Source organism: Roseibium marinum, assembly GCF_002906165.1.
Lineage (GTDB): Bacteria > Pseudomonadota > Alphaproteobacteria > Rhizobiales > Stappiaceae > Roseibium > Roseibium marinum.
Map to the genome: position 1 here is coordinate 200,105 of NZ_PPCN01000005.1, position 26,258 is coordinate 226,362.

Here is a 26,258-nt window from a genome sequence, read left to right on the forward strand (position 1 = left end):
CCGGGGCGACGCGGGAGATGCTGCTTGTCCTGAAGGGATTACCCCCACTTCACATCGCAGGCGAGCATGTAGCCGGAGCCGTAGATTGTGCGGATGTGAGCCGGTTCGTTCTTGCGGGTGAGTTTCTTGCGGATACGCGAGATGCGCACGTCGATCGACCGGTCGAGGCTCTCGTCGCGGCCGCCGTGTTCCAGAAGGTAGTCCCTCGTCAGAACCCGTTTCGGCGCCCGCAGCAGCGCCTCCAGCAGCGTCGCTTCGCCGGTGGACAGGAATGTCTCCTCTCCTTCCGGCGAGGTCAGGCTGTGCGAGCAGGGCTGGTAGGTCCAGCCTTCGAAGCTGGCCTGTTCCGCGCCTTGCGCCGGCTGTTCGCGGCCCGACGCGCGGCGCAGGATGGAGCGGATGCGGGCGACGACCTCGCGCGGGTCGAACGGCTTGACCACGTAGTCGTCCGCGCCGAGTTCCAGTCCCATGACGCGGTCGCTGGAATGGCCCCGGGCGGAGAGAACGATGATCGGCACGGAGGACTGCCGGCGGATTTCGTTGATCAACGCCATGCCTTCCATATCGGGCAGGCCGAGATCGACGATGCAGGCATCGGGCTTGTCGTATTTGAGCGCGTCCAGCATCTGCGCGCCGGTCGAAAGGACCTTGCCCTCGATTTTGAACTGGATCATGGCGTCCAGCAGCAGATTGCCGATTTCCGGCTCGTCGTCAACGATGAAGACCTTGGGTTTCGCCGCCGGTTCGGAGTGTGTCTGCAAGGCTCGGTCCCTGGTCATCTATGAAGCCGCGATAGGTGGCGCGGCGAGGATTCTGTGGAGTGTGTCCGCAAGCTGATCTTCCGCGAAGGGCTTTGCCAGCACCGGAAATTCGCACTGGCTGTCCTGGTCCGCAAGGGCAGACCAGTCGGCGTAGCCGGACATGAGCGCGATGGCGAGGTCGTTGCGTTTCTGGTGAATTTCCCGGGCCAGCGCCAGGCCGTTGATCTGTCCGGGCATGATGATGTCGCTGAGGACGGCGCGCAGTTCCGGCAGCTCCAGGGCAAGGCTGCGCGCATCTTCCGCGCTTTCGGCGCGCAGGACCGAATAGCCGAGATTCTGCAACTGCTCGGTCACCGTGTTGGCGACATCGGGGTCGTCCTCGACCAGCAGCAGGAGTTCGCCCCGGCCGCGCTGTGGCCGGGTGCCTTGCGTCTCGGTCAGGGTTCCGCCGTCGCAGGCTTCCAGCCGCTTCAGGGGCAGGTAGAGCGTCAGATAGGTGCCGATGCCGAGTGCGCTGCTGATCTGGATGGCGCCGCCGGACTGGCGGATGAAACCATAGACCATCGACAGGCCCAGGCCGCTGCCGGTGCCGAAGGTCTTGGTGGTGAAAAACGGTTCGAAGACCTGCAACTGGGTTTGCGCGTCCATGCCGCTGCCGGTGTCCTCCACGACGATCTGCGCATAAACTCCGGGTGAAACGCCAAGGTCGTCGGCTTCCCGTTTGCCGAGCTGTGTTTCGGTGAGCGCGATGCGCAGGGTTCCGCCTTCCGGCATGGCGTCGCGGGCGTTGAAGGCAAGGTTGATCAGCGCCGTTTCCATCTGGGTGGGATCGATCCGCGCGGCGATTTCCCGGTTTTCGATTTCCGTTTCCAGGATGATGGCCGAGGGCAGGGAGCCTTCCAGGAGCCGGCCGGCGCTGGCGATCACCCGGGCGAGGGAGACGGTCTGCGGGTCGATCGCCTTGCCGCGGCTGAAGAGCAGCAGGCGCTGGATCAGGTCGGAGCCGCGTTTGGTGGCTTCCAGCATCGGCGACAGTTTCGCGTCGAGCGTTTCCTTCGCGATCGGGGTGTCCATCCGGCCAAGGCTGAGAAGATTGCCCATCAGGATGGCGAGGAGGTTGTTGAAGTCATGGGCGAGGCCACCGGTCAGCTTGCCGACCGCGTCCATGCGCTGCGATTGCACCAGCGCGGCTTCCGCCTGTTTCTGGTCGGTCGCATCCAGCGACAGCACGAAGATCCCGAGCGTACGGCCATCCTGGGTCATGTCCGGGATCAGGGTCGAGCGCATGTAGGCGCTGGAACCGTTGGGCCGTTCGCGCTGGTACTCGTAGCTGACCGCGTTGCCCTCGAACGCCCGGTTGATATGGGGTTCCAGGATCTTGAAGAGATCCGCGCCAACGACCTCCGGCGCGGGCCGGCCGGCGATGGAGGCGACGGACTGGCCGAACCAGTCCGCATAGCGGCGATTGGCGAAGCGGAATACCGGGCCGGGGGCAAGATAGGCGATCAGGGCGGGAATGTTGTCGGTCACCAGCCGCAACCAGTCCTCTGACTGCTGCAGCGCCCGGGTGCGTTCCTCCACCGTGCGCTCCAGCTTTTCCTGGCGGCGCCTGTCCTCGGTCACGTCGCTGTAGGTGGTCACGAACCCGCCCTTCGGCAGCGGCGTGCCGGAGACCGCGATGATCTGGCCGTTGGGGCGGATGCGCTCGAAATAATGCGGCTCGAACAGCTCGGCGCGTTTCAGCCGCCGCCGGATCTTGCCCTCGATATCCCCGGGACCGTATTCGCCCCGTTCCGCATTCACCCGCAGGAAGGCTTCAAGATGGGTGCCGCGCCGCGCAAGGTTCTGCGGAAAATCGAGCATCTCCCACAGGCCGCGGTTCCAGGCGACCAGCCGCAGATCCGCATCGAAGGCCGAAAAGCCCTGGTTGATGTGATCGAGCGCCGCCTGCATCAGGTCGAGCTGCGTCTTCAGCTGCTGTGTCTCCTCCATGAAGGGAGACTAGAGCAAAACGGAAGCGGACTGAACAGCTTTGGCATAGCCTGTTTGGAGGCGCTCCTGTCCGGTTGAGGCAAGCAAATGACGGATGTTCAGTTTTTCCGCTTGCACCAGTTTTCTCCTCGCGGGCAGGGCTATCGCATTTGTCCGGATACGACAGTCCAAATCGTTTGGTGAGGATGTGATGTTCCGGACTTGTTTGTTTTGATCGGAGTTATGGTGGGGCTGGTCTCCCGCAGTGCAATTCCGGGAGACAGGCGACCGCCCCGCCGCCGCGGAGGGCTTCCGGTAAATTCCGCGCAAGACCTTGCATTGGCCATTGCGGATGAATAGGTGGACCAACAAGGAGTCCACCATGAAAAATTTCTCACTGCTCGATCTGTCGCCGGTGCCGGAAGGCAAGACTGCCGCTGACGCTTTCGCCAACACCGTCGATCTGGCCCGCGCGGCGGAGACAGCCGGCTATCATCGCTACTGGCTGGCCGAACATCACAACATGCCCGGCATCGCCAGCGCGGCTACCGCCGTGGTGATCGGCCATGTCGCGGCGGCCACGACCACCATGCGCGTCGGGGCGGGCGGGATCATGCTGCCCAACCACGCGCCGCTGGTGGTGGCGGAGCAGTTCGGAACCCTGGCAACGCTTTACCCCGGCCGGATTGACCTGGGCCTGGGCCGTGCGCCGGGCACCGACATGGCAACCGTCAGGGCGCTGCGCCGTCACATGGCGCCCGAGGACAGTTTCCCGCAGGATGTGGCGGAGCTGATCGGCTATTTCGGCGATGCGCAGGAAGGCTCTTCCGTGCGGGCCATCCCGGGGGAAGGCACCCATGTGCCGGTCTGGATCCTCGGCTCCAGTCTTTACGGCGCGCAGCTCGCGGCCTATCTGGGCCTGCCTTATGCCTTCGCCTCGCATTTCGCGCCGGACATGCTTGAAGAGGCGCTCTCGATCTACCGGTCCTCGTTCCAGCCCTCCGAAACTTTGTCGGAACCCTATGCGATGATGGCGGCAGGAGTCTGCGCGGCGGACACCGACGAAGAGGCCACCTATCTGCGTTCCTCGCAGATCCTCGCCTTCGCCCGCCTGCGCACCGGCCGCCCCGGCAAGCTGCCCCTTCCGACCGACGACCTCTCGGCGGAGATCCCGGCACCGGTCCTGACCCAGGTCCACCATGCCCTGTCCTGTTCCGCGACCGGCTCCCGCGCGACCATCCGGGACCGGCTGCAAAGCCTGATCGACACCCATCGGCCCGACGAGCTGATGGTGACGGGCATGATCCACGATCCCGCGGCGCGGGTGCGCTCGTTTCAGATCGCGGCGGAAGTGCTGGCGGACTTGCGGGAGGTGCCGCGGGTGGCGTGATGGGATGTTTCCGGCCTATTGCAACCATCTCCTGCACACGGCTACCTCCGCAAGGGCTGCGACCTTCCGCAAGATGAAGTCTGCAACTTCAGCTTCACCCGCCCCCGGCCAGAACCTTATGCCTCTTCCAGAAGCTGCTGCGTCTCCTCATGCCGGGCGAGCGGGCGGTTGCCCGCCAGGCGCCGTGTGATGACGTAGAAGACCGGCGTCATGAAGATGCCGAAGAAGGTGACGCCGATCATGCCTGAGAAGACGGCGATGCCCATGGCGACGCGCATTTCCGCGCCGGCGCCGGTGGACAGGACCAGCGGCAGGACGCCGAGGATGAAGGCGATGGAGGTCATCAGGATCGGCCGAAGGCGCAGCCGGCTTGCCTCCATCGCCGCCTGCAGTGGGCTGCGGCCCTCCAGTTCGAGCTCACGGGCGAACTCGACGATCAGGATAGCGTTTTTCACCGACAGGCCGATCAGCACCACCAGCCCGATCTGGGTGAAGATGTTGTTGTCTCCGCCTGTCAGCCAGATGCCCGTCAGGGCCGCCATGACGCCCATCGGCACGATCAGGATGATCGAGATCGGCAGCGTGACGCTTTCATATTGAGCGGCCAGGACAAGGAAGACCAGCAGCAGGATCAGCGGGAAGACGAAGACTTCCGAATTGCCGGCGAGGATCTGCTGGTAGGTCAGGTCGGTCCATTCGTAACCGACGCCCTTCGGCAGCGTCTCCTGCGCCAGCCGATCCACCGCTTCCTGGGCCTGTCCGGATGAAAAGCCGGGCGCGGGGCCGCCATTTACGTCGGCGGCCAGGTAGCCGTTATAGCGCGTCACCCGGTCCGGGCCCGTGGCGGGATCCACCCTTAGCAGGGCGGAGAGTGGAATCATCTGGCCGTTCGCGGAGCGCACTTCCAGCTTGCCGATGTCCTCCGCATGCGCCCGGAATTTAGCGTCTGCCTGGACGCGGACGGAATAGGTCCGGCCGAAGGCGTTGAAATCGTTCACGTAGAGCGATCCAAGATAAATCTGCAGAGTGTCGAAGACATCGGTCACCGACACGCCGAGCTGCTCGGCCCGGGTCCGGTCGAGATCCGCGTAGAGCTGCGGAACGTTGATCTGGAAGCTGGAGAAGAGGCCCGCCAGTTCCGGTGTCTGATAGGCTTTGGCGAGAAAAGCCTTGTTGGCGGCGTCGAGAGTCTCGAAGCCCAGGCCCGCACGGTCCTCTATCTGCAATTTGAAACCGCCGGTGGTGCCGAGGCCCTGAACGGGTGGCGGTGAGAATATGGCGATGAAGGCGTCCTGGATCGCGCCGAATTTCCGGTTCAGCTGCATGGCGATGGCGTCTCCGGAAAGCTCCGGCGACCGGCGTTCCTCAAAATCCGTCAGGGTGGCGAAGACGATGCCGGCGTTGGAGGCGTTGGTGAAGCCGTTGATCGACAGGCCCGGAAAGGCAACCGCATGCTCGACGCCGGGCTGTTCCATGGCGATCTCGCTCATGCGGCGGATGACATCCTCCGTCCGGTCGAGCGTCGCCGCGTCGGGAAGCTGCGCGAAGCCGATGAGGTACTGCTTGTCCTGCGCCGGCACGAAGCCGCCGGGTATGCTGGTGAAGAGGCCGTATGTGGTCGCCGCGAGCGCCATGTAGACGACCATGACGACGCTCTTGCGCGACAGCAGTCCGCCGACGCTCCAGCCATAGGCGCGCGAGCCCGCCCCGAACACCTTGTTGAAGCCTCGGAAGAACCAGCCGAACAGCCGGTCCATGACGCGCGTCAGCAGGTCTTTCGGAGCGTCGTGCTCCTTCAGCAGGAGAGCTGCCAGAGCGGGGGAGAGGGTCAGCGAGTTGATTGCCGAGATGACCGTCGAAATGGCGATGGTCAGGGCGAACTGCCGGTAGAACTGGCCCGACAGGCCGGTAATGGTGGCCAGCGGAACGAAGACGGCGACCAGGACCAGCGCGATGGCGATGATCGGGCCGGAGACTTCCTTCATGGCCTTGTAGGTCGCCTGGCGCGGGGCAAGGCCGTTCTCGATGTTGCGCTCGACATTTTCGACCACCACGATGGCGTCGTCGACCACGATGCCGATCGCCAGCACGAGGCCGAAGAGGCTGAGCGCGTTGATGGAGAAGCCGAAGACATACATCACGCCGAAGGTGCCGATGATCGACACAGGCACGGCGATCAGCGGAATGATCGAGGCGCGCCAGGTCTGCAGGAACACGATGACGACGAGAACCACCAGCAGGACCGCCTCCAGCAGCGTGTCGATGACCTTTTCGATGGAGGCGCGGACGAACTTCGTGGTGTCGTAGACGATCTCGTATTCCACGCCTTCCGGCATGGCCACCTGAAGCGCGTTCATGGTTTCCACCACCGCATCGGAAATGGCGATGGCATTGGAACCCGGTGACTGGAAGATAGGCATCGCCACGGCGGATTTGCCGTCGAGCAGCGAGCGCAGGGAATAGTCCGCCGCGCCGAGTTCGATGCGGGCAACGTCGCGCAGGCGGGTGACCTCGCCGTGCTCGCCCGTCCTCACGATGATGTTGCCGAATTCCTCGGGTGTCTCCAGGCGGCCCTGAGCGTTGACGTTGAGCTGCAGGTCGACGCCGTCGACATTCGGCGAGGCGCCGATGATGCCGGCCGCGGCCTGGACGTTCTGGGCGCGGATGGCGTTGGTAATGTCGCTGGCGGCGAGGTTGTTCTCGGCCGCCCGTTGCGGATCGACCCAGACCCGCATGGAATAGTCGCCGGAGCCGAAGACCTGAACCTGTCCGACGCCGTCGATACGCGCCAGCCGGTCCTTGATGTTGAGCACCGCGTAGTTGCGCAGATAGGTGATGTCGTAGCGCTCGTTCGGCGAGAGCAGATGCACCACCATCATCAGGTCGGGCGAACTCTTGACCGTCGTCACGCCGAGGGTCCGGACCTCGGCCGGCAGGCGCGGCTCCGCCTGCGAGACGCGGTTCTGCACAAGCTGCTGCGCCTTGTCGGGATCGGTGCCGAGTTCGAAGGTCACCGTCAGCGTCATGACGCCGTCGGAGGTTGCCTGGCTGGACATGTAGAGCATGCCCTCCACGCCGTTGATCTGCTCTTCCAGGGGTGTGGCGACGGTCTCGGCGATGACCCTGGGGTTGGCGCCAGGATAGGTCGCCCGCACGACGACCGACGGCGGCACCACCTCCGGATATTCCGAAATCGGCAGGAACGGGACGCTGATCAGGCCGGCAAGCAGGATCAGGAACGAGAGCACCCCGGCAAAGACCGGGCGATCGACGAAAAATCTCGAGATATTCATTTTCCATGTCCTTCCAGGGTGGGGATGAGACAAAGCTTCTCTGTCCGGCGGCGCGCACCGCCGGCGACAATCGGAATTCGGGGCAAGGCCCGGCGGAGGTTCTGGGCGCTCCGCCAGGGCCGGTTATTTCACCGCTGCGACGTCTTTCTGCATCTGGGGATCGACAGACGCTCCGGAGCGGATGCGCTGCAGGCCGTTGACGACGATCCGTTCGCCGGGCGTCAAGCCGTGCTCCACAATGCGCTTGCCCTCGGCACTGCGGCCGAGTTCGACCGCCCGGTAGTTCGCCTTGTTGTCGTCGCCGACCACATAGACGAACTTCTTGTCCTGATCGGTGCCGATCGCCCGTTCGCTGACGAGGACCTTGGTCTCCGGCGACGGTTCGCCGAGGCGGACCCGCACGAACTGGCCCGGGAGCAGCCTGCCGTCCGGATTGTCGAAGACGGCGCGGACGCCGATGGTGCCGCTGGCGGCATCCACCTCGTTGCCGATGAGCTGCATCTTGCCCCTGATCGGCGTGCCGTCGCCGCCGATGGTTTCGATCTCGACCGGAACCAGGTCCAGCGGCGGCACGGTGGCGTCGGTCCGTGGCAACTCGGCCAGAACCCTGGTCACGAGGTCTTCACCGGCGTTGAAGCTGGCGTAGATCGGATCGATCGATACCAGGGTGGTCAGCACCGGGGAGGCGGAGCCCGCGGCCACCAGATTGCCCACGGTGATCTCTATCTTGCCGACACGGCCGGCGACCGGCGCCAGGACGCGGGTGTATCCAAGCTCCAGCCTGGCGGCCTGCAGAGCCGCCTTCGCGGTCCGCAGGTTTGCCTGTGCCTCGGCGAAGGCGTTCTGCCGCTGGTCCAGGACACTTTGGGAGATGGTCTTGTTCGTGATCAGTTTCCGGCCGCGATCGAGTTCCAGCCGGGCGAGATTGAGCTGGGCTTCGGCCAGGGCGACCTGGCCCTCGCGCTCGGTGACCGCGGTTTTGAAGGGTTCGGGATCGATGGTGAAGAGCGGGTCGCCCGCCTTGACCAGCGATCCTTCACGGAAGTCCACCGACTGGATGGCCCCGCTCACCCGGGAGCGGATCTGAACCCGGTCGACCGCTTCCAGGCGGCCGGAGAATTCTTCCCACATCGTGATTTTCCGGCTGGCCACTTCGGCCACTGTCACGGGAACGGCGGGGGTGCCGGCATTGCCACCGGCGGCGGTCGCGGGATTGGTGGCGGGCAGGTTCACGAAGAGAGCTGCGGCCGAAACGGACACGGCAACCGCCAGACTAGCGCCCGTGAGGGTCCAGAGTTTGCTTTTCGATGTCATGGGTCTCTCCTTAAGACCTTCGTCCCGCCGCCTTGGGATGCGGCCGGGACGAAGGCGGTTCATTGCAACTTCATTGGATGCCGAGCGAGTCGACGAAATCGGTAAACTGCCTGGCGGCACTCGCCTGCCAGGACGCGGTGTCATCGCTTTTCGCGCCATAGATCGATGGCCAGCCTGTCCCGGCGGGGAGAACATGCTGGTGAACGTCGACGCCGGCGGCCTTCAGGGCGGCCGCGTAGCCGAGGGTTTCATCGCGCAGGGGGTCGTCCCCCGAGGTCAGGACGAGGGCTGGCGCCACGCCGGAAAGCCGGGAGCAGGTGCAGGGAGCGGCGTAGGGATGGCACACGCCGCCGCTCAGGTAATGGCTCCAGCCTTCGCTCCAGCACTCGCGCATGCCGAGCGCCTCCGCTTCGCGCATGGAGGCGGAGGCCATGTAGGGATCGAGGAGCGGGGACAGCAGGATCTGGCCGTCCAACTCGTCGGCGTAGTGGTCGCGCGCTTTCAGCGCCACCGCCGCGGCGACATTGGCTCCGGCCTCCACCCCGCCGACAAGAAGCTTCGATTTGCGGTTGCCGAGCCCGGCCCGTTTCTGCGCCAGGCGCGAAAAGATCGAAAAACCGGTTTCCAGGGGCTTGGGAAAGACGCCGCCGAGCGGGGCGTTGTAGTCGGGCAGCACCACGATCGCGCCGGCCTGGGCGGCGGTTTCGGAGAAGATGCTGCGTTCCGGCAGGGTACCGGTGAACGCGCCGCCATGAAAAAAGACAAGAACGGGCGCATCCGCGGTGTTTGCCGAGCCCTCGTAGACACGTACCGCGACCGGGCCAATGGCCACCTTGTCCAGCGTCAATTCCTTCATCAGGATCGTCATTGCCTGCTGTCGCTTCTTCCAAAGGAGTGAACGGTCGGCCCGTCGGGGTCCGGGTTTCTACTCAGCCAAGATAGGTTTGTTCGTGGAAGTGAATAAGTCCGGTATTTTTGTTTTCTCTGTTCGAAATTTCGAATAATATTGCAGCACACAAATTCCAGGAGGATTTTCCGATGGACCAGCTTGCCGCCATGCGCGCCTTCGTGAAGGTCGTGGAAACCGGCAATTTCACCCGTGCCTCGGAAACGCTGCGGATGCCGAAGGCAACTCTCACCAATCTCATCCAGGGACTTGAAAAGCATCTGCAGACCCGGCTTCTCAACCGGACCACACGGCGGGTGGTGGTGACGACGGACGGCGTCCTTTATTATGAAAGGGCGGTGAGCATCATCGCCGATATCGACGAGCTCGACGGCAGACTGTCCCAGGCGCAGACAGAGCCGAGCGGCCGGCTGCGGGTCGAGATGTCGGGAGCCTTCGCGGACTGGTTCGTGATCCCGTTTCTCGGCGAATTTTACCGGAAATATCCCGACATCCAGCTCGATATCGGCATCGGCGACAGAACCGTCGACTATTTGAAGGAGAATGTCGATTGCGCCCTGCGGGGCGGCGAGCCGGCGGACCAGTCGCTGATCGCCCGGCGCATTTCCGAAGTCGGCCTGGTGACCTGCGCGGCACCGAAATACCTGGACAAATTCGGCACACCGGAGAAGCCCGAGGACCTGGAGACCGGCCATTTCTTCGTCAACTACTTCATGGCCCAGACGGGCCAGGTACGGCCCTTCGTGTTCCGCAAGGACGGCAGGGAAATCTCCGTAACCGGCCGGCACTGGATCGCCGTGAACGATGCCCGCAGCTATGTTCTCTCCGCCGCCGCGGGACACGGCATCGGCCAGTTGCCGGACTTCATGGTGAGCGAGGAGCTGGAAAAGGGATCCCTGGTGCGGGTTCTGCACGGCTGGACGACCGATACGATCCCCCTCTACATCGTCTACCCGCCGAACCGGCATCTCAGCAACAAGGTCCGGGTTTTCGTCGACTGGCTCATCCGCCTGCTGGCGGGGATCCAGCCCGCTGGTCAGGGGTAGGGGAGGAGTTTTCGGCCCGTTGAAGATCAAGGCCGTGTGGACGAAATGCGTCTCCAATTCGTCGACACAGCCTAACAAGTGGTGTCGTCATGAGAATGGTTCACGAAACCTCGTGTTGAACCGCGAAGGGGTCTGAAGATGGATCTTCGGTCCAACTGTATTCCGCACATTTCGCAACGTGTCTTGCCGTCTTTCGATCGAGAATGCGGGATATCACCGCCAGGCTCATGTCCATGCCTGCCGACACGCCGGAGGACGTGAAAAATTTTCCGTCCTCAACCCAACGGGCTTTGCCGATCCAGTCCACGTTTGGACCAAACTGAATTGCCCATTTGAATCTCATCTTGTTGGTTGTGGCTTTACGGCCATCGAGAACCCCGGTGCTCGCCAGAAGTGCGCTGCCCGTGCAAACGCTCATGACAATTTCGGCCTTCTCGGACGCAGCCCTGATCCAATCATGAATTGCTTCGTTGACCTGTTCCACAGGTGTACCGGGTCCTCCAGGTACGAGAAGCAGATCATAGTCATTGCTTTCGCCAAGCAGGCAATCGACCGCGATACGCTGACCACTCCTGCAAGTGACGTGGCCGGTGTTTTCGCCGACGGTGGTAATGTTGAACTCGTTAGGCAACCAGCCGAAAAATTCGAGTGGCCCAAACAAATCCAATGTCTCGAAACCAGGAAAAACGAGCGCGCCGATTGATTTCATATTCTGTTCCTTTTCAGGTCTGGAGGTGCGCGCATTCCGGGTGCGCTTTCAGGAAACGATCCGTAGACGCCGGGTTTTTAACGAGGAGCTCAACGGGACGGATCGGGCGACGCAAAAGCTCTCCTTCGCAGTTCGGGCAGACATTGCGAAAGTTGTCTTCAGCGCAATCCTTGCAGAAGGTACATTCGAACGAGCATGTACGGGCATTCAGGCTTTCGGGAGGTAAATCGGTATCACAGCATTCACAGTTGGGTTTCAGCTTCAACATTCTCCGCTCCTTTGGCTATGCGCAACGTGAGTAGACTAGCAGTTCCCTTTCTGGCATAAATGACAACATGCCCTCGAATGCTGCCAAATCTTAATGAAGAATTCCGCGCCCCACAAAGTTCTGTTTGTGGTGTTTCCGCAGATAAAATTGCTTGATCTGGCTGGTCCGCTCCAAGTTTTCGCGGATGCCGTCGATGATAACGGGATTGCCGTTTACAGAACCGAGGTTGTCTCGATAGACGGTCAATATGTAAAGACCGATACTCCGGTTTCTATCGCGACGGAAGCGATGAAGTCGTGGGCAAACGAGCAAATAGACACTCTCATCGTTGTTGGCGGCAACGGTGCCCGCGCAGCGGCCCTGAACCCCCATGTTGTCGACGGCGTTTTGAGGCTTGCGGAAAAAGCGGATCGCATCGCATCAGTCTGCACCGGAGCTTTCGTGCTGGCAGCCTGCGGTCTGCTCGATGGGCGCCGGGCCGTGACTCATTGGCAATCATGCGATGCTCTTTCGCGTGAGCATCCTTGCGTGCTGGTCGAAACCGATCCCATCTACGTGAAAGCTGAAAACGTCTGGACGTCAGCGGGTGTGACCGCGGGCATCGATATGGCCCTTGCCATGGTCGCGGAAGATATCGGTCGAACAGCTTCACTTTCGTTAGCGCGTGAATTGGTGTCATACGTGGTCCGCCCGGGAGGCCAATCCCAATTCAGCTCGACCCTCGATAGACAAATCCTGGATGAAACAGGCCGGTTCGAGAGCCTTCACGAATGGATCGCAAACAATATCGACAAAGACCTGCGCGTCGATGTTCTCGCTGAAAGAGCGAACATGAGCCCCCGAAATTTCGCGCGATTGTACACCCAGCAAACCGGGCGAACTCCGGCCAAAGCTGTCGAAGGCATACGAATGGAAGCCGCCCGCCGGTCGCTTGAAGAAAGCGACCTATCGGTGAGCGAGGTTGCTCGCCAGTGCGGGTTCGGGGATGACGAACGGATGCGCCGCAGCTTTATTCGCTTGCTCCATGTGTCGCCCAGCGATTATCGCCAACGCTTCGCAACCGGTCACATGACAGCCTCCGGCGACCTTCTCGGAACCCAATGACGCCGTAAGCGGAATATCGTGTAGATAGCATCAGGATCCGCTTCTTGAGCCGATCCGGAAGAAACTTGAGGACATTGCCCTGGGACCCCAACTGCTTCAAGTCCGGGAAATCGGCAAGGGCCGCACCGTCCCCTCGGAGTTCATTCCGGTTGCTTATAAATCCACCACGCCAATGGAATAATCGCGAATTCCAGAGCGGCGTAGAAAATCAGCAGAGGCGAAGGCAAACCATCGAGGGCGAAGCTCAGCAGCCGTCCAGCGACCAGCCCGCCCGCAAACACCATTGTCGTCAGGATCGCAACACTCTTGTGCCGATCCATCAGGGCGCAGAAGAGCCAGAAAACCCCGAGCGCCAGATAAAGACACATCACGGCTCTCAAGATGTGGGCGAAGTTTACACCCAGATCGCTGACACCCAGGAAGGTTCTGGCAAACCATGGCGGGTCGATGCCATACAGAAGTGCGATCACCGACACCATGGCGAAAGCCAAAATCAGGAAGCCTTTCTTCAAGTTCATGGGTCTACCTCGCATCCCGAGCGAAAGGCTCTTTCGTCCACTATATACATTTTGGGTCCGAGCTGGAGCAGGCCGCTCGTATTTGTCGGCAGTTCGCGGAAAATACCGGGGGCCTACACATGTCCGGAGAACCGGCGAAATACATTTGCGCCGCCGTATGTAATTCCTTCGTTTCCACCAGTGGCGCTGCGCTTGTCCGGGGAAGCGTCCAGATTATGCCCATGATGCCCGGGCCGTTTCTGGGAACGTTATCAGATGCGATAGGCTTTCCTCTTCGCACCCGCAGCGCAATTGCAACAATTCGACATGATTGAAACATACTGCTGCAAATCCGTCCGCCTAGCCTCCGGTCGTCAGTCCTGAAACCGGCTGTCGCGCGGCATCCGGCAAATTACCGGTTGAAGGTTGGGGCGGCAGGGCGTTTCATGGGTGGCAGGGAACGATCCCGGAAAAACCGGGGCGCCCTCCAAGGTCAACCTGCGTCATGAAATGAGCGCAGTTAAGTTGATCGGCCAGAGAAAAATGAAGCATCTTTTCCACGTTCCTTCGGACGCGGGATGCTCAAGATCAACCCGCTTTCAGTTTTTGAAAGCGAAAAAGTTGATCGCATAAAATGGATGAAGCATCTTTTCCGCGTTCCTTCGGACGCGGGATGCTTCAGGGGAAGAAACGACATATGGTTGGGTCGGCCAGCGCTTCACCGCGCGGGAAGGACACCTTTCCGAAGATCCTGTTGCACAACGCGCGGGTATTCGGGAACCGGACGGCGTTCCGGGAGAAGGATTTCGGGATCTGGCAGAGCTGGACCTGGTCCGGGGTGTCGGAGGAAATCCGCGCATTTTCCATCGGGTTGCAGTCTCTCGGGCTCAAGGCCGGAGACAAGATCGCCATCGTCGGCGCGAACCGGCCGCGGCTCTACTGGGCCATGGTCGCCGCCCAGGCGATCGGCGCGGTGCCGGTGCCGGTCTATGCGGACAGCGTGGCGGAAGAAATGGCCTATGTGCTCGGCCACGCGGAAGTCGCCTTTGCGATCGTCGAGGATCAGGAACAGGTCGACAAGCTGCTGTCCATGTCGGACGAGGTGCCGTCGCTCAAACACGTGATCTATGACGAGGTGCGCGGCCTCCGGGACTACGACCACACCCACCTGCACAGCTATGCATCGGTCCAGGACAAGGGGCGCGCGCTGCAAGCGCAGTCGGCGTCTCTCAAGGGCGAATGGGAACAAGGACTTGCGACCGGCAAGGGCTCTGACATCGCCGTGATGCTTTATACCTCCGGCACCACCGGGCGGCCGAAAGGCGTCATGCTGTCCTTCGACAATCTGGTGATTTCGGGGCGCAACGGTAATGATTTCGACCATCTGGACGAAACCGAGGAAGTGCTCGCCTATCTGCCGATGGCCTGGATCGGCGATCATGTGTTTTCGCTCGCGCAGGCCTTTACCGCCGGCTATTGCGTCAACTGCCCGGAAAGCATGGACACGATCGACGTCGACCGGCGCGAGATCGCGCCGACCTACTTTTTCGCGCCGCCGCGGGTGTTCGAGACCATGTTGACCATGATCATGGTCAACATGGAAGATGCCGGCCGGACCAAACGCGCCATGTTCGACACCTTCATGGATGTCGCCCGCAAGGTTGGCGAGAAGATCCTCAACGGTGAAAAGGTCGCTCTGAAAGACCGGTTGCTGTACCGGCTCGGCGAGTTCTTCGTCTACGGCCCGCTGAAAAACCGCATGGGCCTCACCCGGATGAAGGTCGGCTACACGGCCGGCGAGGCGATCGGACCGGAGATCTTCCAGTTCTACCGCTCACTCGGCCTCAACCTGAAACAGCTCTACGGCCAGACCGAGGCCAGCGTCTACATCACGCTGCAGCCGGACGGCGAGATCTTCGGCGACACGGTTGGCAAGCCGGCGCCGGATGTGGAGTTGAAGATCGCGGAAAGCGGCGAGGTCATGTACCGCTCTCCGGGTGTGTTCGTCGGCTATTTCAAGAACGACGAGGCGACGGCAAGCACCAAGACGCCGGACGGCTGGGTGCATACGGGAGACGCCGGCATCATCGCCGACAATGGTCATCTGAAGATCATCGACCGGGCCAAGGATGTCGGCAGGCTGACTGACGGAGCCCTGTTCGCGCCCAAATACATCGAGAACAAGCTGAAGTTCTTCCCCAACATCAAGGAGGCGGTCGCCTTCGGCCACGAGCGGGACCGGGTGGGGGTGTTTGTCAACATCGACCTGACCGCCGTCGGCTCCTGGGCGGAGCGCAACAATGTCAATTACGCCTCCTATCAGGAACTGGCCGCGCACCCGGATGTCTACGCCATGATCGAAAGCCATGTCGATCAGGTCAACCGGGACCTTGCCCGTGAGCCGATGATGGCCGGCGCCCAGATCAGGCGGTTCCTGATCCTGCACAAGGAGCTGGATGCGGATGACGGCGAACTGACGCGGACTCAAAAAGTGCGCCGCAGTTTCATCGCCGAGCGCTACGGGCCGCTGATCGAGGCGCTCTACGACGGGTCGGCCACAAAGCACGTGCGCACGGAGGTCACCTATGAGGACGGCCGCAAGGGCGTGCTCGAAGCGACCGTGGAGATCCGCGACATGCCGCTTCACGACGCCGGCAAGAGCTTTCAGGAGGCCGCCGAATGAATGCTTTCGTCGCCGACAAGGCGCTGACTCCCGCGGAGGCGGACGGGAGCGGCGAACCCGAAACGTTGCTCCGGGTCGACAACGTCTCGCTGGCCTTCGGCGGGGTGAAGGCGATCACCGACATCTCGTTCGATATCCGCAAGGGCGAGATCCGGGCGATCATCGGCCCCAACGGCGCCGGCAAGACCTCGATGCTCAACGTCATCAACGGGTTCTATCACCCGCAGGAAGGCACCATCACCTGGCGGGGGACTGTCCGGCGGAAGATGAAGCCTTACGAGGCCGCCAGCCAGGGCATCGCCCGCACCTTCCAGAATGTGGCGTTGTTCAAGGGCATGACGACGCTGGACAACATCATGTCCGGCCGCTCCCTGAAGATGCACCGCAATTTCTTCTGGCAGGTCCTGTGGCGCGGTCCGGCGGAGCGCGAGGAGATCGAGCACCGCAAGAAGGTCGAGGAAATTATCGACTTCCTTGAAATCCAGGCGATCCGCAAGACGCCGGTCGGCCGCCTGCCCTACGGATTGCAGAAGCGGGTCGAGCTCGGCCGGGCGCTTGCCATGGAACCGGAGCTGCTGCTGCTCGACGAGCCGATGGCGGGCATGAACCTGGAAGAAAAAGAAGACATGAGCCGGTTCATCATCGACGTGAACCAGGAGTTCGGCACGACGATCGCCCTGATCGAACACGACATGGGCGTCGTCATGGACCTTTCCGACCGGGTGGTCGTGCTCGACTACGGCAAGAAGATCGCCGACGGCCCGCCCGAAGAAGTCCAGGCCAGCCAGGCCGTCATCGATGCCTATCTCGGCGTCAGTCACTAACGAGGGGACAAAGTCATGCTCTACGACATATTCATCGATCCCTTCGTGCAGATGTACGACATGCCGGATTTCTTCCTGCAGGTGCTGTGGGAAGGCTTCGTTGCCGGGATTCTCTACGCCCTGATCGCGCTCGGCTTCGTGCTGATCTTCAAGGCGTCCGGCGTCTTCAACTTTGCCCAGGGCATCATGGTGGTGTTCGCCGGCCTGACACTGGTTGGGCTCCACGAAAACGGCGTGCCGGCCTACCTGGCGCTGATCCTGACCATCGGCGTGATGGCCGTTCTGGCCTACGGGGTGGAACGGATCGTCATGCGGCCGCTGGTGAACCAGCCGGAAATCATTCTCCTGATGGCGACCATCGGGCTGACCTATTTCCTGGTCGGCTTCGGCGAATTCGTCTTCGGCGGCGAGCCCAAGCAGATGATCACGGAAGAACTCGGCCTGCCGACCGGCTCGACGGCGTTCGAGATCGGCGAACGGGGGCTGATCATCCTGCAACATATCGATATCGCGGCGGCGGTCATCGCGGTGGTCATGGTCATCGCGCTCGCGATCTTCTTCAACAAGACCCGCATCGGCCGGGCGCTGAGGGCCGTGGCCGACGATCACCAGGCAGCGCTTTCCGTCGGCATTTCGCTCAACCAGATCTGGGCCATCGTCTGGTTTGCGGCCGGTCTGGTGGCGCTGGCGACCGGTATCATGTGGGGCGCGCGCTCCGACGTGTCCTTCGCCCTGGAGATTGTCGCCTTCAAGGCGCTGCCGGTGCTGATCCTCGGCGGCTTCACCTCGATCCCGGGCGCCATTGTCGGCGGCCTGATCATCGGCTTCGGCGAAAAGATCGGCGAGCTTTACTGGGGCGGCCTTGTGGGCGGCGGCGTCGAATCCTGGCTCGCCTATATCATCGCCCTGATCTTCCTTCTGTTCCGGCCGCAGGGCCTGTTCGGCGAACGCATCATCGAGCGGATTTAGAGAGCCTTCCATGTTTTATCGTGAAGCCGGACAATTCAAGACGAGCTACAAGGCGGATCAGGCGCTGTTCCCGATCCTGCAGGACCGGATCGGCATCGCAGCGATCCTGCTGATCGCCTTCGTGGTCATTCCCGCCTTTGCCAACGATTTCTTCCTGACCTCGATCATGATCCCGTTCCTGATATTCGCGCTGGCGGCGATCGGTCTGAACGTCCTGACCGGTTATTGCGGCCAGTTGTCCCTGGGGACCGGGGCCTTCATGGGGGTGGGCGCCTACGCGGCCTACAAGCTGACGTCCATTTTCCCGGACGCCAATGTCATCGTCATGGTGCTGGTGTCGGGTGTGTTCTCGGCCGCCATCGGCGCCGTGTTCGGCCTGCCGAGCCTGCGCATCAAGGGGCTTTACCTGGCCGTGACGACGCTGGCGGCGCAGTTCTTCCTGGAATGGTGCTTCATCCGCATTCCCTGGCTCTACAACTACAATTCCTCCGGGGCGATCGAAGTGCCGCGCCGGGAAATGTTCGGCTTTATCGTCACCGGCGCGGAGGCGTTGCCGATCACCCGCTATTTCGTCGTGCTGTGCATCACCGCCGGCATCGCCTATCTGATGGCGAATGTCCTGCGCGGGCGGATCGGCCGCTCGTGGATGATGATCCGCGACATGGACATCGCCGCCGAACTGATGGGCGTGCGGCCCCTGCAGACCAAGCTGATGGCCTTCGCGGTGTCGTCCTATATCTGCGGCGTCGCCGGCGCCATGATGGTGTTCTTCTGGCTGAACGCGGCCGAGCCGTCCTCCTATTCGATCCGCCTGTCTTTCCAGATCCTGTTCATGGTGATCCTGGGCGGGCTCGGCAGTCTTGGGGGCGCGTTCATGGGAGCGGCGTTCATCTGGATCCTGCCGGTGCTGCTGAAATTCGTGCCGGGCGCTCTCGGCATCGACATCGCTGCGGAGACCGTGGAACACGCGACCTTCATGATCGTCGGCGCGCTGATCATATTCTTTCTGATCGTCGAGCCGCACGGGTTTGCGCGGCTGTGGCAGATCGCGAAACAAAAGCTCAGGGTCTGGCCGTTCCCATACTAGGCCAAGGCCAGGGACTGCCAGTCTTTTCGCACGCCATCCGGCCCCTGGACCAGGCCGGTGAGGAATGGCGCAACAGGTCCGGCGGCGTTTATCGATTTGCGCCGTATGGGAGGAAAAGCATGAAAGACTTCAAGCAACTCGCGTTGGGAACGGCCGTTGCTCTCGGCGTCGGTCTGACCGGTCTCATGACACCGGCAGCTCAGGCGCAGGACAGCAACTACGTGCCGCTGCTGACCTACCGTACAGGACCCTATGCGGGGTCCGGCATCCATATCGCCAACGGCATGCACGACTATCTGAAAATGCTGAACGAGCGCGACGGCGGCATCGGCGGCGTCAGGCTGGAGCTGGAGGAATGCGAGACCGGCTACAATGCCCAGAAAGGCGTCGAGTGCTACGAGGCCACCAAGGGCAAGGGCGCGCTGGTCTATAACCCGTATTCCACCGGCATCACGCTGCAGCTGATCCCGAAAGCCGGTGTCGACAAGATCCCGGTCCTGTCCATGGGTTACGGCCTGTCGGCCGCCGCGGACGGCAACGTCTTCCCGTGGGTCTTCAACGTTCCGGACACCTACTGGGACGGCGCGTCTGTCGTGATCAAGTATATCGGCGAGCAGGAAGGCGGGCTTGAAAACCTCAAGGGCAAGAAGATCGGCTATCTCTTCCTGGATGCCGGCTACGGCCGCGAGCCGATCCCGCTTCTGGAGCAGCTTGCCGAGAAATACGGTTTCGAACTGCTGCAGTATCCGGTGCCCGGCGCCGAAATGCAGAACCAGTCCTCGCAATGGCTGAACGTGCGGCGTGACCGCCCGGACTACATGGTCATGTGGGGCTGGGGCGCGATGAACCCGACCGCCGTCAAGGAAGCCGTCAAGATCCGCTTCCCGATGGACAAGTTCATCGGTGTCTGGTGGTCCGCGGGTGACGATGACGCGGCGGCCGGCGGTGAAGGCGCCAAGGGCTACAAGGCGATGAACTTTTCCGGCGTCGGCAGCGACTTCCCGGCGCTCGCCGACATCCAGAAGCATGTCATCGACCCGGGTCTGAGCTCGACCGACGCGGACACCATCGGTGGAACGCTCTATAACCGCGGCGTCCTGAACTCCGTCATCATCGCGGAAGGCATTCGCACCGCGCAGGAGCTGACCGGCAAGAAGGTCATCACCGGCGAGGACATGCGTATGGGCCTGGAAGCGCTCAATCTGGACGAGGCACGCCTCGAGGAGCTGGGCCTGAAAGGCTTCGCCCATCCGATGAAGGTGACTTGCGAGGACCATGCCGGCAGCCATCCGGTCTTCATCCAGCAATGGGACGGCAAGAAGTGGCAACAGGCGTCCAACTGGATCGAGCCGATGACCGACATCGTCCGTCCGCTGCTTGAGGCCGCCGCGAAGGACTATGCCGAGAAGAACGCGCCGTGGCCGGCGCGCACCGAACCCTGCCCGAACTGACCGGCAGTCCGCTCCGCCGCGCGTAACATCCGCGCGCGGCGGGGCTTCTCAGGAGAGGACGGAATGGCACTCACTGATATCGAACAGCCCGCAGAGGACAAGACGGTGCAAAAAGCCGAGACGATCCTGACGGTCAACAATATCGAGGTCATCTATGACCACGTTATTCTGGTGCTGAAAGGCGTTTCCCTCACGGTTCCCAAGGGCGGTATCGTGGCTCTTCTGGGTGCGAACGGCGCTGGAAAAACGACGACCCTCAAGGCGGTTTCCAACCTGCTTGGCGCGGAACGCGGCGAGGTGACCAAGGGAAAGATCCTGTTCGAGGGAGAGGAGGTCCAGGCCCTGTCGCCCAACGATCTGGTCCGCAGGGGCTGTATCCAGGTGATGGAAGGCCGGCATTGTTTCGGGCACCTGTCCATCGAGGAGAACCTGCTCACGGGCGCCTATACCCGCAAGGACGGACACAGCGCGGTGAAGGCCGACCTGGAGATGGTCTACAATTATTTTCCGCGTCTGCGCGAGCGCCGGCAAAGCCAGGCCGGTTACACATCCGGCGGCGAACAGCAGATGTGCGCGATCGGCCGCGCCCTGATGAGCCGTCCCAAGATGATCCTGCTCGACGAACCCAGCATGGGGCTGGCGCCGCAACTGGTGGAGGAAATCTTCGAGATCGTCCGCCAGCTCAACCAGAATGAAGGCGTTTCCTTCCTGCTGGCGGAGCAGAACACCAATGTGGCGCTGAAATACGCCACCTACGGCTACATTCTGGAATCCGGCCGCATTGTTCTGGACGGCGACGCCAAGGCGCTGCGCGAGAACGAGGACGTGAAGGAATTCTATCTGGGCGTGGGCGGCGAAGGCCGCCGGTCGTTCAGGAACGTCAAACATTACAAGCGGCGGAAGCGCTGGCTGGCCTGATCTATCGGGTTTTTAAAGGCGGAGACGACCATGAGCGACACTCAGTTCGATGCGCGCGAGCGGCAGGCCCCGGCGCAGCGCGAGCAGGAACTTTTTGCAAGATTGCCGGAGCTGCTGGCCCATGCGATGGCCAATTCTCCGGCCTGGGCGGCTCATCTGGACGGTCACGATGCAGGCACCGTGAAGGACCGGGCCAGCCTTGCCGCGCTGCCTGTCCTGCGCAAATCCGAGCTTCTGGAAAAGCAGAGCGCCAATCCGCCTTTCGGCGGGTTTCTGGCCGGGGACCTGTCGGCCGCGGCCAGGGTGTTCATGTCTCCCGGTCCGATCTGGGAACCGCAGGCTCCCGGGCTTGACCCGTGGAACGGCGCCCGCAGTCTTCACGCGGCGGGGTTCCGCAAGGGCGACGTGATCCTGAATGTGTTTTCCTATCACCTCACGCCCGGCGGTTTCATTCTGGATCAGGGGGCGATCGCGCTGGGATGTACGGTGTTTCCCGCCGGGACCGGCAATACGGACACACTGGCGGAAGCCGTGGAGATCCTCGGCCCATCGGGTTTCGTCGGCACTCCGGATTATCTCAAGGTCGTTCTGGACCGGGGCCGCGAGCAGGGCCGGAACATGTCCTCGATCCGCAAGGCCCTCGTCTCCGGGGGGGCGCTGTTTCCCTCGCTGCGCGCGGACTACGAGGCACAGGGCGTGGCGGTCAGCCAGTGTTATGCCACGGCGGATCTCGGCGTCATTGCCTATGAAACCGAAGCCCGCGACGGCATGGTGGTCAACGAGGACTATATCGTTGAAATCGTCCGTCCGGGAACCGGGGAGCCGGTTGCCGATGGCGAAGTGGGCGAACTCGTGGTGACCAATTTCAACAGCCTCTATCCACTGATCCGATTTGCCACGGGAGACCTCTCCAAGATCGTTCCTGGCCAGTCGCCATGCGGACGCACCAACATGCGGCTTGCCGGCTGGATGGGCCGCGCGGACCAGCGCACCAAGGTGAAAGGCATGTTCATCGACCCCGCGCAGATCGCTCAGATCGTGTCGGCGCACCCTGAAGTGCGCAAGGCGCGTCTTGCGGTGAACCGTGTCGGAGAAATGGATGCGATGACGCTCGCGGTGGAAACGGACGAGACAGACAACGGGCTTGCGGAACGGGTCGCCGCGACCTTGCGGGAGGTAACGCGGTTGAAGGGCGACGTGCAGCTTGTTTCTCCCGGCGGCCTGCCGAACGACGGCAAGGTGATCGCCGATGAAAGGGACTACGGGTAAATTCCGCGGCGGGTGATCCGGGTGAAATTCCGCGCGTATGCTCTTTGCCGCATTGGCCTTCGTTCCGGCCTGAACTATGTAAAGCGGCACAGTGACAAACATTCAGGATAAATCCCGCCCATGACCGTTCAACCACCCCGCACCCCGGCAGCAGACCAGACAGTAGATCGGGCAGCGGAGTTTCGGGAAATCAGCCTGCCGCAAGGCCATCCCGTCGTCAAAAGCGGCAAGGTCGGTGTTCTGCTGGTCAATCTGGGCACGCCGGACGGCACCGACTATTGGTCGATGCGCCGCTATCTGCGTGAATTCCTGTCCGACAAGCGGGTCATCGAATGGCCGCGCGCGATCTGGTATCCGATCCTTTACGGCATCGTTCTGATGACCCGCCCGGGAAAATCCGGCAAGGCCTATGAGGAAATCTGGAATCACGAGAAGAACGAGTCGCCCCTGCGCACGATCACCCGCAACCAGTCAGACCGGCTGGGAGACATTCTGGGCGACGACGGCGGCCGTCTGAAGGTCGACTGGGCGATGCGCTACGGTCAGCCCTCCATTCCGGACCGGCTGAAGGCGCTGAAGGACGACGGCTGCGACCGGATCCTGGTGTTTCCGCTTTATCCGCAATATGCAGCCGCCACTACGGCGACGGTCAACGATGTGGTGTGCCGGACGCTTCTGGACATGCGCTGGCAGCCGGCCATCCGCACCGTGCCGCCCTATCATGACGATCCTGTCTATGTGGAGGCGCTGGCAAAGTCCGTCGAGCGGCATCTGGAAGGCCTGGACTTCGAGCCGGACGTGGTCCTGACCTCCTACCACGGCATTCCGCAGTCCTATTTCAAACGCGGCGATCCCTACCATTGCCACTGCATGAAAACCACGCGGCTGATGCGCAAGGTGCTCGGTTGGGGCGAGGACAAGCTGCGCGTCACGTTCCAGTCGCGTTTCGGTCCGGAAGAATGGCTGCAGCCCTATACGGACAAGACCGTGGAACAGCTCGCAAAGGAGGGCGTGAAGAATATCGCCGTCCTGAACCCCGGCTTCGTCGCCGACTGTCTCGAAACGCTGGAGGAAATCGCCGGGGAGGCGGCCGAGATCTTCAAGGAAAACGGCGGCGAGAATTTCAGCCATATCCCCTGCCTGAACGACAGCGACCTGGGCATGGACGTGATCGCGCATGTCGTGCGCCGGGAACTTGGCGGCTGGATCTGACAGAGGCTGCGTGGCTTCCGTTCCTGTCGACAACTCCGCGCGGTCAAGTTAGCTGTTGTAAACAGCTGGTGAAATTTCAGGAGGGCTTCGGCCTTCACACGCCTGTGGCGGCCGGTCCCCAGACTAACCCGGCATCCCGGGGTGTGGCCGCCAACGGCGGCAAATACGCTGGCACGGTGCCTCAAAACGGCGCATAGTGACCGTCCTATTTCAAGAGCTTACGGGAGTTTTTCATGCCACTTGCGGGATTTGATATTTTCCTGATCGTCCTCCTGGTGCTGGTCGTTCTGGTCTTTTTCGCCGGGGTCAAGACAGTTCCCCAAGGCTTCAACTACACGATCGAACGCTTCGGGAAGTACCGGAAGACCCTGATGCCGGGGCTGAATTTCATCATTCCGTTCATCGATAAGGTCGGCCACAAGCTGAACATGATGGAACAGGTTCTGGATGTTCCCTCGCAGGAAGTGATCACGCGCGACAACGCGAGCGTCACGGCCGACGGCATAACGTTCTATCAGGTGCTTGATGCGGCGCGGGCCTCTTATGAGGTTCTGGGATTGCAGAACGCCATCTTGAACCTCACGATGACCAACATCCGCTCGGTCATGGGGTCGATGGACCTGGACAGTCTGTTGTCGAACAGAGACGAGATCAACGCTCAGATCCTGCGGGTTGTCGATGCGGCCGCGGAACCCTGGGGGATCAAGATCACCCGTATCGAGATCAAGGATATCAATCCGCCGCGCGATCTGGTCGATGCAATGGGGCGGCAGATGAAGGCGGAGCGGGAGAAGCGTGCTTCCATCCTTGAGGCCGAAGGAAAACGCCAGTCGGAAATTCTCAAGGCGGAAGGTCAAAAGCAGTCGCTGATCCTGGAGGCCGAAGGCCGGCGCGAATCCGCGTTTCGTGACGCGGAAGCCCGCGAACGTGAAGCCGAGGCGGAAGCCAAGGCCACCCAGATGGTCAGCGCGGCAATCTCGGCTGGGGATATTCAGGCCATCAACTATTTTGTCGCCAACAAATATGTCGATGCCTTCAAGGCACTTGCCACGTCCAGGAACCAGAAAACGCTGATCCTGCCGATGGAGGCAACGTCTCTGCTTGGTGCCCTGTCGGGGATAGGAGAAATCGCGAAGGAAGCCTTTGGCGATGACAAGCGCAATGGCAGGACCGCATCGGGCATTCCCGATACAGGCGGTTCCGAGGGAGAAAACCCGTGAGCCTGACGGAAAGCATCATCGCCTATCTGGGACCCTGGAGCTGGTTTGTTCTGGGTCTTGTCCTGCTGGGTCTGGAAATCCTGGCTCCGGGCACGATCTTCCTGTGGTTCGGAGTATCGGCGCTGGTCGTCGGTGTCGTGGCGCTGGCCTTCGGCTTTGGCTGGCAGGTCCATGTCGGGTTGTTTCTGGTGCTTTCGCTGGTGAGCCTGTTGATCGGCCGTCGGCTGATGGCCCGGCTGTCTTCGGAAAAAGGCGATCCGGGGCTCAATCAGCGGGGCAGCCGCTATATCGGCCGGAAGTTCACGCTCACCAAGCCGTTGAACGAAGGGGCGGGAAACCTCTCCATCGACGATACGATCTGGCGGATTACCGGTCCGGATCTTCCCGCCGGGACAAAGGTGCGTGTCGACGCGATCGACGGCGCCCGGCTGGTCGTCTCGCGGGTCGAGTGAGGTTCAGTAGCCGCGCTTAACGGGCATTCCCCGGGTGCTTACGGGTTGTGGCCTGCCGGCAGGGGCGGTTCTTCGGATTTCAAGAGGATGCCTATCCGCCGGTTGGCCGCAAGATAGGGATCGTTCGGAAAAAGCGGTTCTGTATCCGACTTTCCGATAACCGCGTAGAACTGGTCTTCCTGAACGCCGTATTCGGAGAGGATCTGCCGTGCGATATTGGCCCGTTCGCTTGAAAGATCCCAACCTGTATAGCTTGGATCGGAGGTCATCTGGCCGGACGTCGTATGGCCGGAGATTTCGATCCGGTTCGGCATTTGCGCCAGCACCGGCGCCATTTTGGCAATCAGGCGGCGGGTGGTTTCGTAGGGATATTTCGACCCTTCACGGAACATCGAGCGGCCGTCCTGATCGACAAGCATGATGTTCAGCCCCTCTTCGGATTCCTCCAGGATGATATTGTTGGAGATTTCCGTGATTTCAGGCATTTCCTGCCAGGCCTGACGCAGGGACGCCGCGGCCGTCGCGAATTGCCGGGGCTTTTCGATCTCGGCTTCCATCGTGTCGTGGGTATTGGCTTCCGGGCCCTGAATCTGCCGTTTTTCGTGGCGTTCCTGAGCGAAGTCCGAATCCAGTTCCTGATCGATCTGGCTGACATCCTTCATGTAGTCGCGGATCGGAATACCCTCGACCTCGATAATGCCGGTTTTGCGGGCGGTATCCTTTACACCGAAAGCCTCACGCATGGACCCTGCAACGACCTGCAGCTTTTCCTTGTCCTGGATGGAAAAGGAAATGATCAGAACAAAGAAGCACACAAGCAGCGACATCAGGTCGGCGAATGTCACCAGCCAGTCGGGCGCTCCGCCTCCGCCTTGCGGTTTCTTCCTTGCCATTGCCTAGAGCCCTTGCTGTC

22 protein-coding genes are annotated in these 26,258 nt (G+C 61.8%); 13 read left to right on the plus strand and 9 right to left on the minus strand.

Going from position 1 to position 26,258, the window contains the following annotated elements; genetic code table 11:
* Positions 1–38: 38 nt before the first annotated feature.
* Both CLV41_RS13645 and CLV41_RS13650 read right to left on the minus strand, forming a co-directional pair.
* The gene (locus CLV41_RS13645) at positions 39–761 is read right to left on the minus strand and encodes a response regulator transcription factor (protein WP_208987499.1); all 723 of its coding nucleotides are present in this window, start codon (positions 759–761) and stop codon (positions 39–41) included.
* Between the two features lie 18 nt (positions 762–779).
* Positions 780–2,753 (minus strand): PAS-domain containing protein, encoded by a 1,974-nt coding sequence (locus CLV41_RS13650; RefSeq protein ID WP_103222960.1) that lies wholly within the window; start codon positions 2,751–2,753, stop codon positions 780–782.
* Positions 2,754–3,114: 361 nt separating this feature from the next.
* Between CLV41_RS13650 and CLV41_RS13655 the strand changes: the two genes are divergently transcribed.
* Positions 3,115–4,122 carry an LLM class flavin-dependent oxidoreductase gene (locus CLV41_RS13655; protein WP_103223103.1) on the plus strand — a complete coding sequence of 336 codons (1,008 nt, stop codon included), beginning with the start codon at positions 3,115–3,117 and terminating at the stop codon, positions 4,120–4,122.
* A 116-nt stretch (positions 4,123–4,238) separates the two neighbouring features.
* Here CLV41_RS13655 and CLV41_RS13660 read toward each other — a convergent pair whose 3' ends face one another.
* The 3 genes from CLV41_RS13660 to CLV41_RS13670 form a co-directional block, all read right to left on the minus strand.
* Positions 4,239–7,415 carry an efflux RND transporter permease subunit gene (locus tag CLV41_RS13660; protein WP_103222961.1) on the minus strand — a complete coding sequence of 1,059 codons (3,177 nt, stop codon included), beginning with the start codon at positions 7,413–7,415 and terminating at the stop codon, positions 4,239–4,241.
* A 123-nt stretch (positions 7,416–7,538) separates the two neighbouring features.
* Entirely contained in the window at positions 7,539–8,729 is a 1,191-nt protein-coding gene (locus CLV41_RS13665) for an efflux RND transporter periplasmic adaptor subunit (RefSeq protein WP_103222962.1), read from the minus strand.
* 70 nt (positions 8,730–8,799) lie between these two features.
* Positions 8,800–9,597 carry an alpha/beta hydrolase fold domain-containing protein gene (locus CLV41_RS13670; protein ID WP_103222963.1) on the minus strand — a complete coding sequence of 266 codons (798 nt, stop codon included), beginning with the start codon at positions 9,595–9,597 and terminating at the stop codon, positions 8,800–8,802.
* 170 nt (positions 9,598–9,767) lie between these two features.
* Between CLV41_RS13670 and CLV41_RS13675 the strand changes: the two genes are divergently transcribed.
* Complete coding sequence (locus CLV41_RS13675; RefSeq protein WP_103223104.1) at positions 9,768–10,682, plus strand: LysR family transcriptional regulator; 915 nt, start codon at positions 9,768–9,770, stop codon at positions 10,680–10,682.
* A gap of 100 nt (positions 10,683–10,782) precedes the next feature.
* Here the strand turns inward: CLV41_RS13675 and CLV41_RS13680 are convergent, their stop codons facing one another.
* Together CLV41_RS13680 and CLV41_RS13685 are read right to left on the minus strand one after the other, a co-directional pair.
* A complete protein-coding gene (locus CLV41_RS13680; RefSeq protein ID WP_103222964.1) occupies positions 10,783–11,391 on the minus strand; it encodes a DJ-1/PfpI family protein in 609 nt (202 codons plus the stop codon).
* A gap of 13 nt (positions 11,392–11,404) precedes the next feature.
* Complete coding sequence (locus CLV41_RS13685) at positions 11,405–11,659, minus strand: DUF1272 domain-containing protein (RefSeq protein WP_103222965.1); 255 nt, start codon at positions 11,657–11,659, stop codon at positions 11,405–11,407.
* A 93-nt stretch (positions 11,660–11,752) separates the two neighbouring features.
* Here CLV41_RS13685 and CLV41_RS13690 point away from each other — a divergent pair, with 93 nt between their 5' ends.
* Positions 11,753–12,763, plus strand: a complete 1,011-nt coding sequence (locus CLV41_RS13690; RefSeq protein ID WP_103222966.1) for a GlxA family transcriptional regulator — start codon at positions 11,753–11,755, stop codon at positions 12,761–12,763.
* Positions 12,764–12,903: 140 nt separating this feature from the next.
* On the opposite strand, the gene CLV41_RS13695 is transcribed toward CLV41_RS13690, so the two are convergent.
* Positions 12,904–13,281, minus strand: coding sequence for a DUF4345 domain-containing protein (locus CLV41_RS13695; protein WP_208987500.1), 378 nt, complete (start codon positions 13,279–13,281; stop codon positions 12,904–12,906).
* A 676-nt stretch (positions 13,282–13,957) separates the two neighbouring features.
* On the opposite strand from CLV41_RS13695, the gene CLV41_RS13700 reads away from it, so the two are divergent.
* From CLV41_RS13700 to CLV41_RS13745, 10 genes are all read left to right on the plus strand, one after another.
* On the plus strand, positions 13,958–15,943 hold the full coding sequence (locus CLV41_RS13700) for an AMP-binding protein (protein ID WP_103223105.1): 1,986 nt from the start codon (positions 13,958–13,960) through the stop codon (positions 15,941–15,943).
* Positions 15,940–16,767 carry an ABC transporter ATP-binding protein gene (locus CLV41_RS13705; RefSeq protein ID WP_103222968.1) on the plus strand — a complete coding sequence of 276 codons (828 nt, stop codon included), beginning with the start codon at positions 15,940–15,942 and terminating at the stop codon, positions 16,765–16,767. Before CLV41_RS13700 ends, CLV41_RS13705 begins: the two co-directional genes overlap by 4 nt.
* A 15-nt stretch (positions 16,768–16,782) precedes the next feature.
* Positions 16,783–17,736, plus strand: a complete 954-nt coding sequence (locus CLV41_RS13710; RefSeq protein ID WP_103222969.1) for a branched-chain amino acid ABC transporter permease — start codon at positions 16,783–16,785, stop codon at positions 17,734–17,736.
* 10 nt (positions 17,737–17,746) lie between these two features.
* Entirely contained in the window at positions 17,747–18,823 is a 1,077-nt protein-coding gene (locus CLV41_RS13715) for a branched-chain amino acid ABC transporter permease (RefSeq protein ID WP_103222970.1), read from the plus strand.
* A 119-nt stretch (positions 18,824–18,942) separates the two neighbouring features.
* Positions 18,943–20,274, plus strand: coding sequence for an ABC transporter substrate-binding protein (locus CLV41_RS13720; RefSeq protein ID WP_103222971.1), 1,332 nt, complete (start codon positions 18,943–18,945; stop codon positions 20,272–20,274).
* A 63-nt stretch (positions 20,275–20,337) separates the two neighbouring features.
* Entirely contained in the window at positions 20,338–21,192 is an 855-nt protein-coding gene (locus CLV41_RS13725) for an ABC transporter ATP-binding protein (protein ID WP_103222972.1), read from the plus strand.
* Positions 21,193–21,222: 30 nt separating this feature from the next.
* Positions 21,223–22,461: a phenylacetate--CoA ligase family protein gene (locus tag CLV41_RS13730; RefSeq protein WP_103222973.1), complete on the plus strand. Its 1,239-nt coding sequence runs from the start codon at positions 21,223–21,225 to the stop codon at positions 22,459–22,461.
* A 120-nt stretch (positions 22,462–22,581) separates the two neighbouring features.
* Complete coding sequence (gene hemH, locus CLV41_RS13735) at positions 22,582–23,673, plus strand: ferrochelatase (protein ID WP_103222974.1); 1,092 nt, start codon at positions 22,582–22,584, stop codon at positions 23,671–23,673.
* A 233-nt stretch (positions 23,674–23,906) separates the two neighbouring features.
* A complete protein-coding gene (locus CLV41_RS13740; protein WP_103222975.1) occupies positions 23,907–24,893 on the plus strand; it encodes an SPFH domain-containing protein in 987 nt (328 codons plus the stop codon).
* Positions 24,890–25,345 carry an NfeD family protein gene (locus tag CLV41_RS13745; RefSeq protein WP_103222976.1) on the plus strand — a complete coding sequence of 152 codons (456 nt, stop codon included), beginning with the start codon at positions 24,890–24,892 and terminating at the stop codon, positions 25,343–25,345. The genes CLV41_RS13740 and CLV41_RS13745 overlap by 4 nt, the downstream gene beginning before the upstream one ends.
* Before the next feature lie 38 nt (positions 25,346–25,383).
* Here the strand turns inward: CLV41_RS13745 and CLV41_RS13750 are convergent, their stop codons facing one another.
* Positions 25,384–26,238 carry an OmpA/MotB family protein gene (locus CLV41_RS13750; RefSeq protein ID WP_103222977.1) on the minus strand — a complete coding sequence of 285 codons (855 nt, stop codon included), beginning with the start codon at positions 26,236–26,238 and terminating at the stop codon, positions 25,384–25,386.
* Positions 26,239–26,258: the final 20 nt, after the last annotated feature.

Bases quoted from the DNA above. Each gene is read 5' to 3' on its own strand.
- CLV41_RS13700 (WP_103223105.1), top strand. From the start codon at position 13,958: ATGGTTGGGTCGGCCAGCGCTTCACCGCGCGGGAAGGACACCTTTCCG.
- CLV41_RS13740 (WP_103222975.1), top strand. From the start codon at position 23,907: ATGCCACTTGCGGGATTTGATATTTTCCTGATCGTCCTCCTGGTGCTG.
- CLV41_RS13685 (WP_103222965.1), bottom strand. From the start codon at position 11,659: ATGTTGAAGCTGAAACCCAACTGTGAATGCTGTGATACCGATTTACCT.
- CLV41_RS13650 (WP_103222960.1), bottom strand. From the start codon at position 2,753: ATGGAGGAGACACAGCAGCTGAAGACGCAGCTCGACCTGATGCAGGCG.
- CLV41_RS13710 (WP_103222969.1), top strand. From the start codon at position 16,783: ATGCTCTACGACATATTCATCGATCCCTTCGTGCAGATGTACGACATG.
- CLV41_RS13730 (WP_103222973.1), top strand. From the start codon at position 21,223: ATGAGCGACACTCAGTTCGATGCGCGCGAGCGGCAGGCCCCGGCGCAG.
- CLV41_RS13680 (WP_103222964.1), bottom strand. From the start codon at position 11,391: ATGAAATCAATCGGCGCGCTCGTTTTTCCTGGTTTCGAGACATTGGAT.
- CLV41_RS13665 (WP_103222962.1), bottom strand. From the start codon at position 8,729: ATGACATCGAAAAGCAAACTCTGGACCCTCACGGGCGCTAGTCTGGCG.
- CLV41_RS13695 (WP_208987500.1), bottom strand. From the start codon at position 13,281: ATGAACTTGAAGAAAGGCTTCCTGATTTTGGCTTTCGCCATGGTGTCG.
- CLV41_RS13725 (WP_103222972.1), top strand. From the start codon at position 20,338: ATGGCACTCACTGATATCGAACAGCCCGCAGAGGACAAGACGGTGCAA.
- CLV41_RS13720 (WP_103222971.1), top strand. From the start codon at position 18,943: ATGAAAGACTTCAAGCAACTCGCGTTGGGAACGGCCGTTGCTCTCGGC.
- CLV41_RS13705 (WP_103222968.1), top strand. From the start codon at position 15,940: ATGAATGCTTTCGTCGCCGACAAGGCGCTGACTCCCGCGGAGGCGGAC.
- CLV41_RS13690 (WP_103222966.1), top strand. From the start codon at position 11,753: ATGAAGAATTCCGCGCCCCACAAAGTTCTGTTTGTGGTGTTTCCGCAG.
- CLV41_RS13750 (WP_103222977.1), bottom strand. From the start codon at position 26,238: ATGGCAAGGAAGAAACCGCAAGGCGGAGGCGGAGCGCCCGACTGGCTG.
- CLV41_RS13655 (WP_103223103.1), top strand. From the start codon at position 3,115: ATGAAAAATTTCTCACTGCTCGATCTGTCGCCGGTGCCGGAAGGCAAG.
- CLV41_RS13675 (WP_103223104.1), top strand. From the start codon at position 9,768: ATGGACCAGCTTGCCGCCATGCGCGCCTTCGTGAAGGTCGTGGAAACC.
- CLV41_RS13715 (WP_103222970.1), top strand. From the start codon at position 17,747: ATGTTTTATCGTGAAGCCGGACAATTCAAGACGAGCTACAAGGCGGAT.
- CLV41_RS13670 (WP_103222963.1), bottom strand. From the start codon at position 9,597: ATGACGATCCTGATGAAGGAATTGACGCTGGACAAGGTGGCCATTGGC.
- hemH (WP_103222974.1), top strand. From the start codon at position 22,582: ATGACCGTTCAACCACCCCGCACCCCGGCAGCAGACCAGACAGTAGAT.
- CLV41_RS13660 (WP_103222961.1), bottom strand. From the start codon at position 7,415: ATGAATATCTCGAGATTTTTCGTCGATCGCCCGGTCTTTGCCGGGGTG.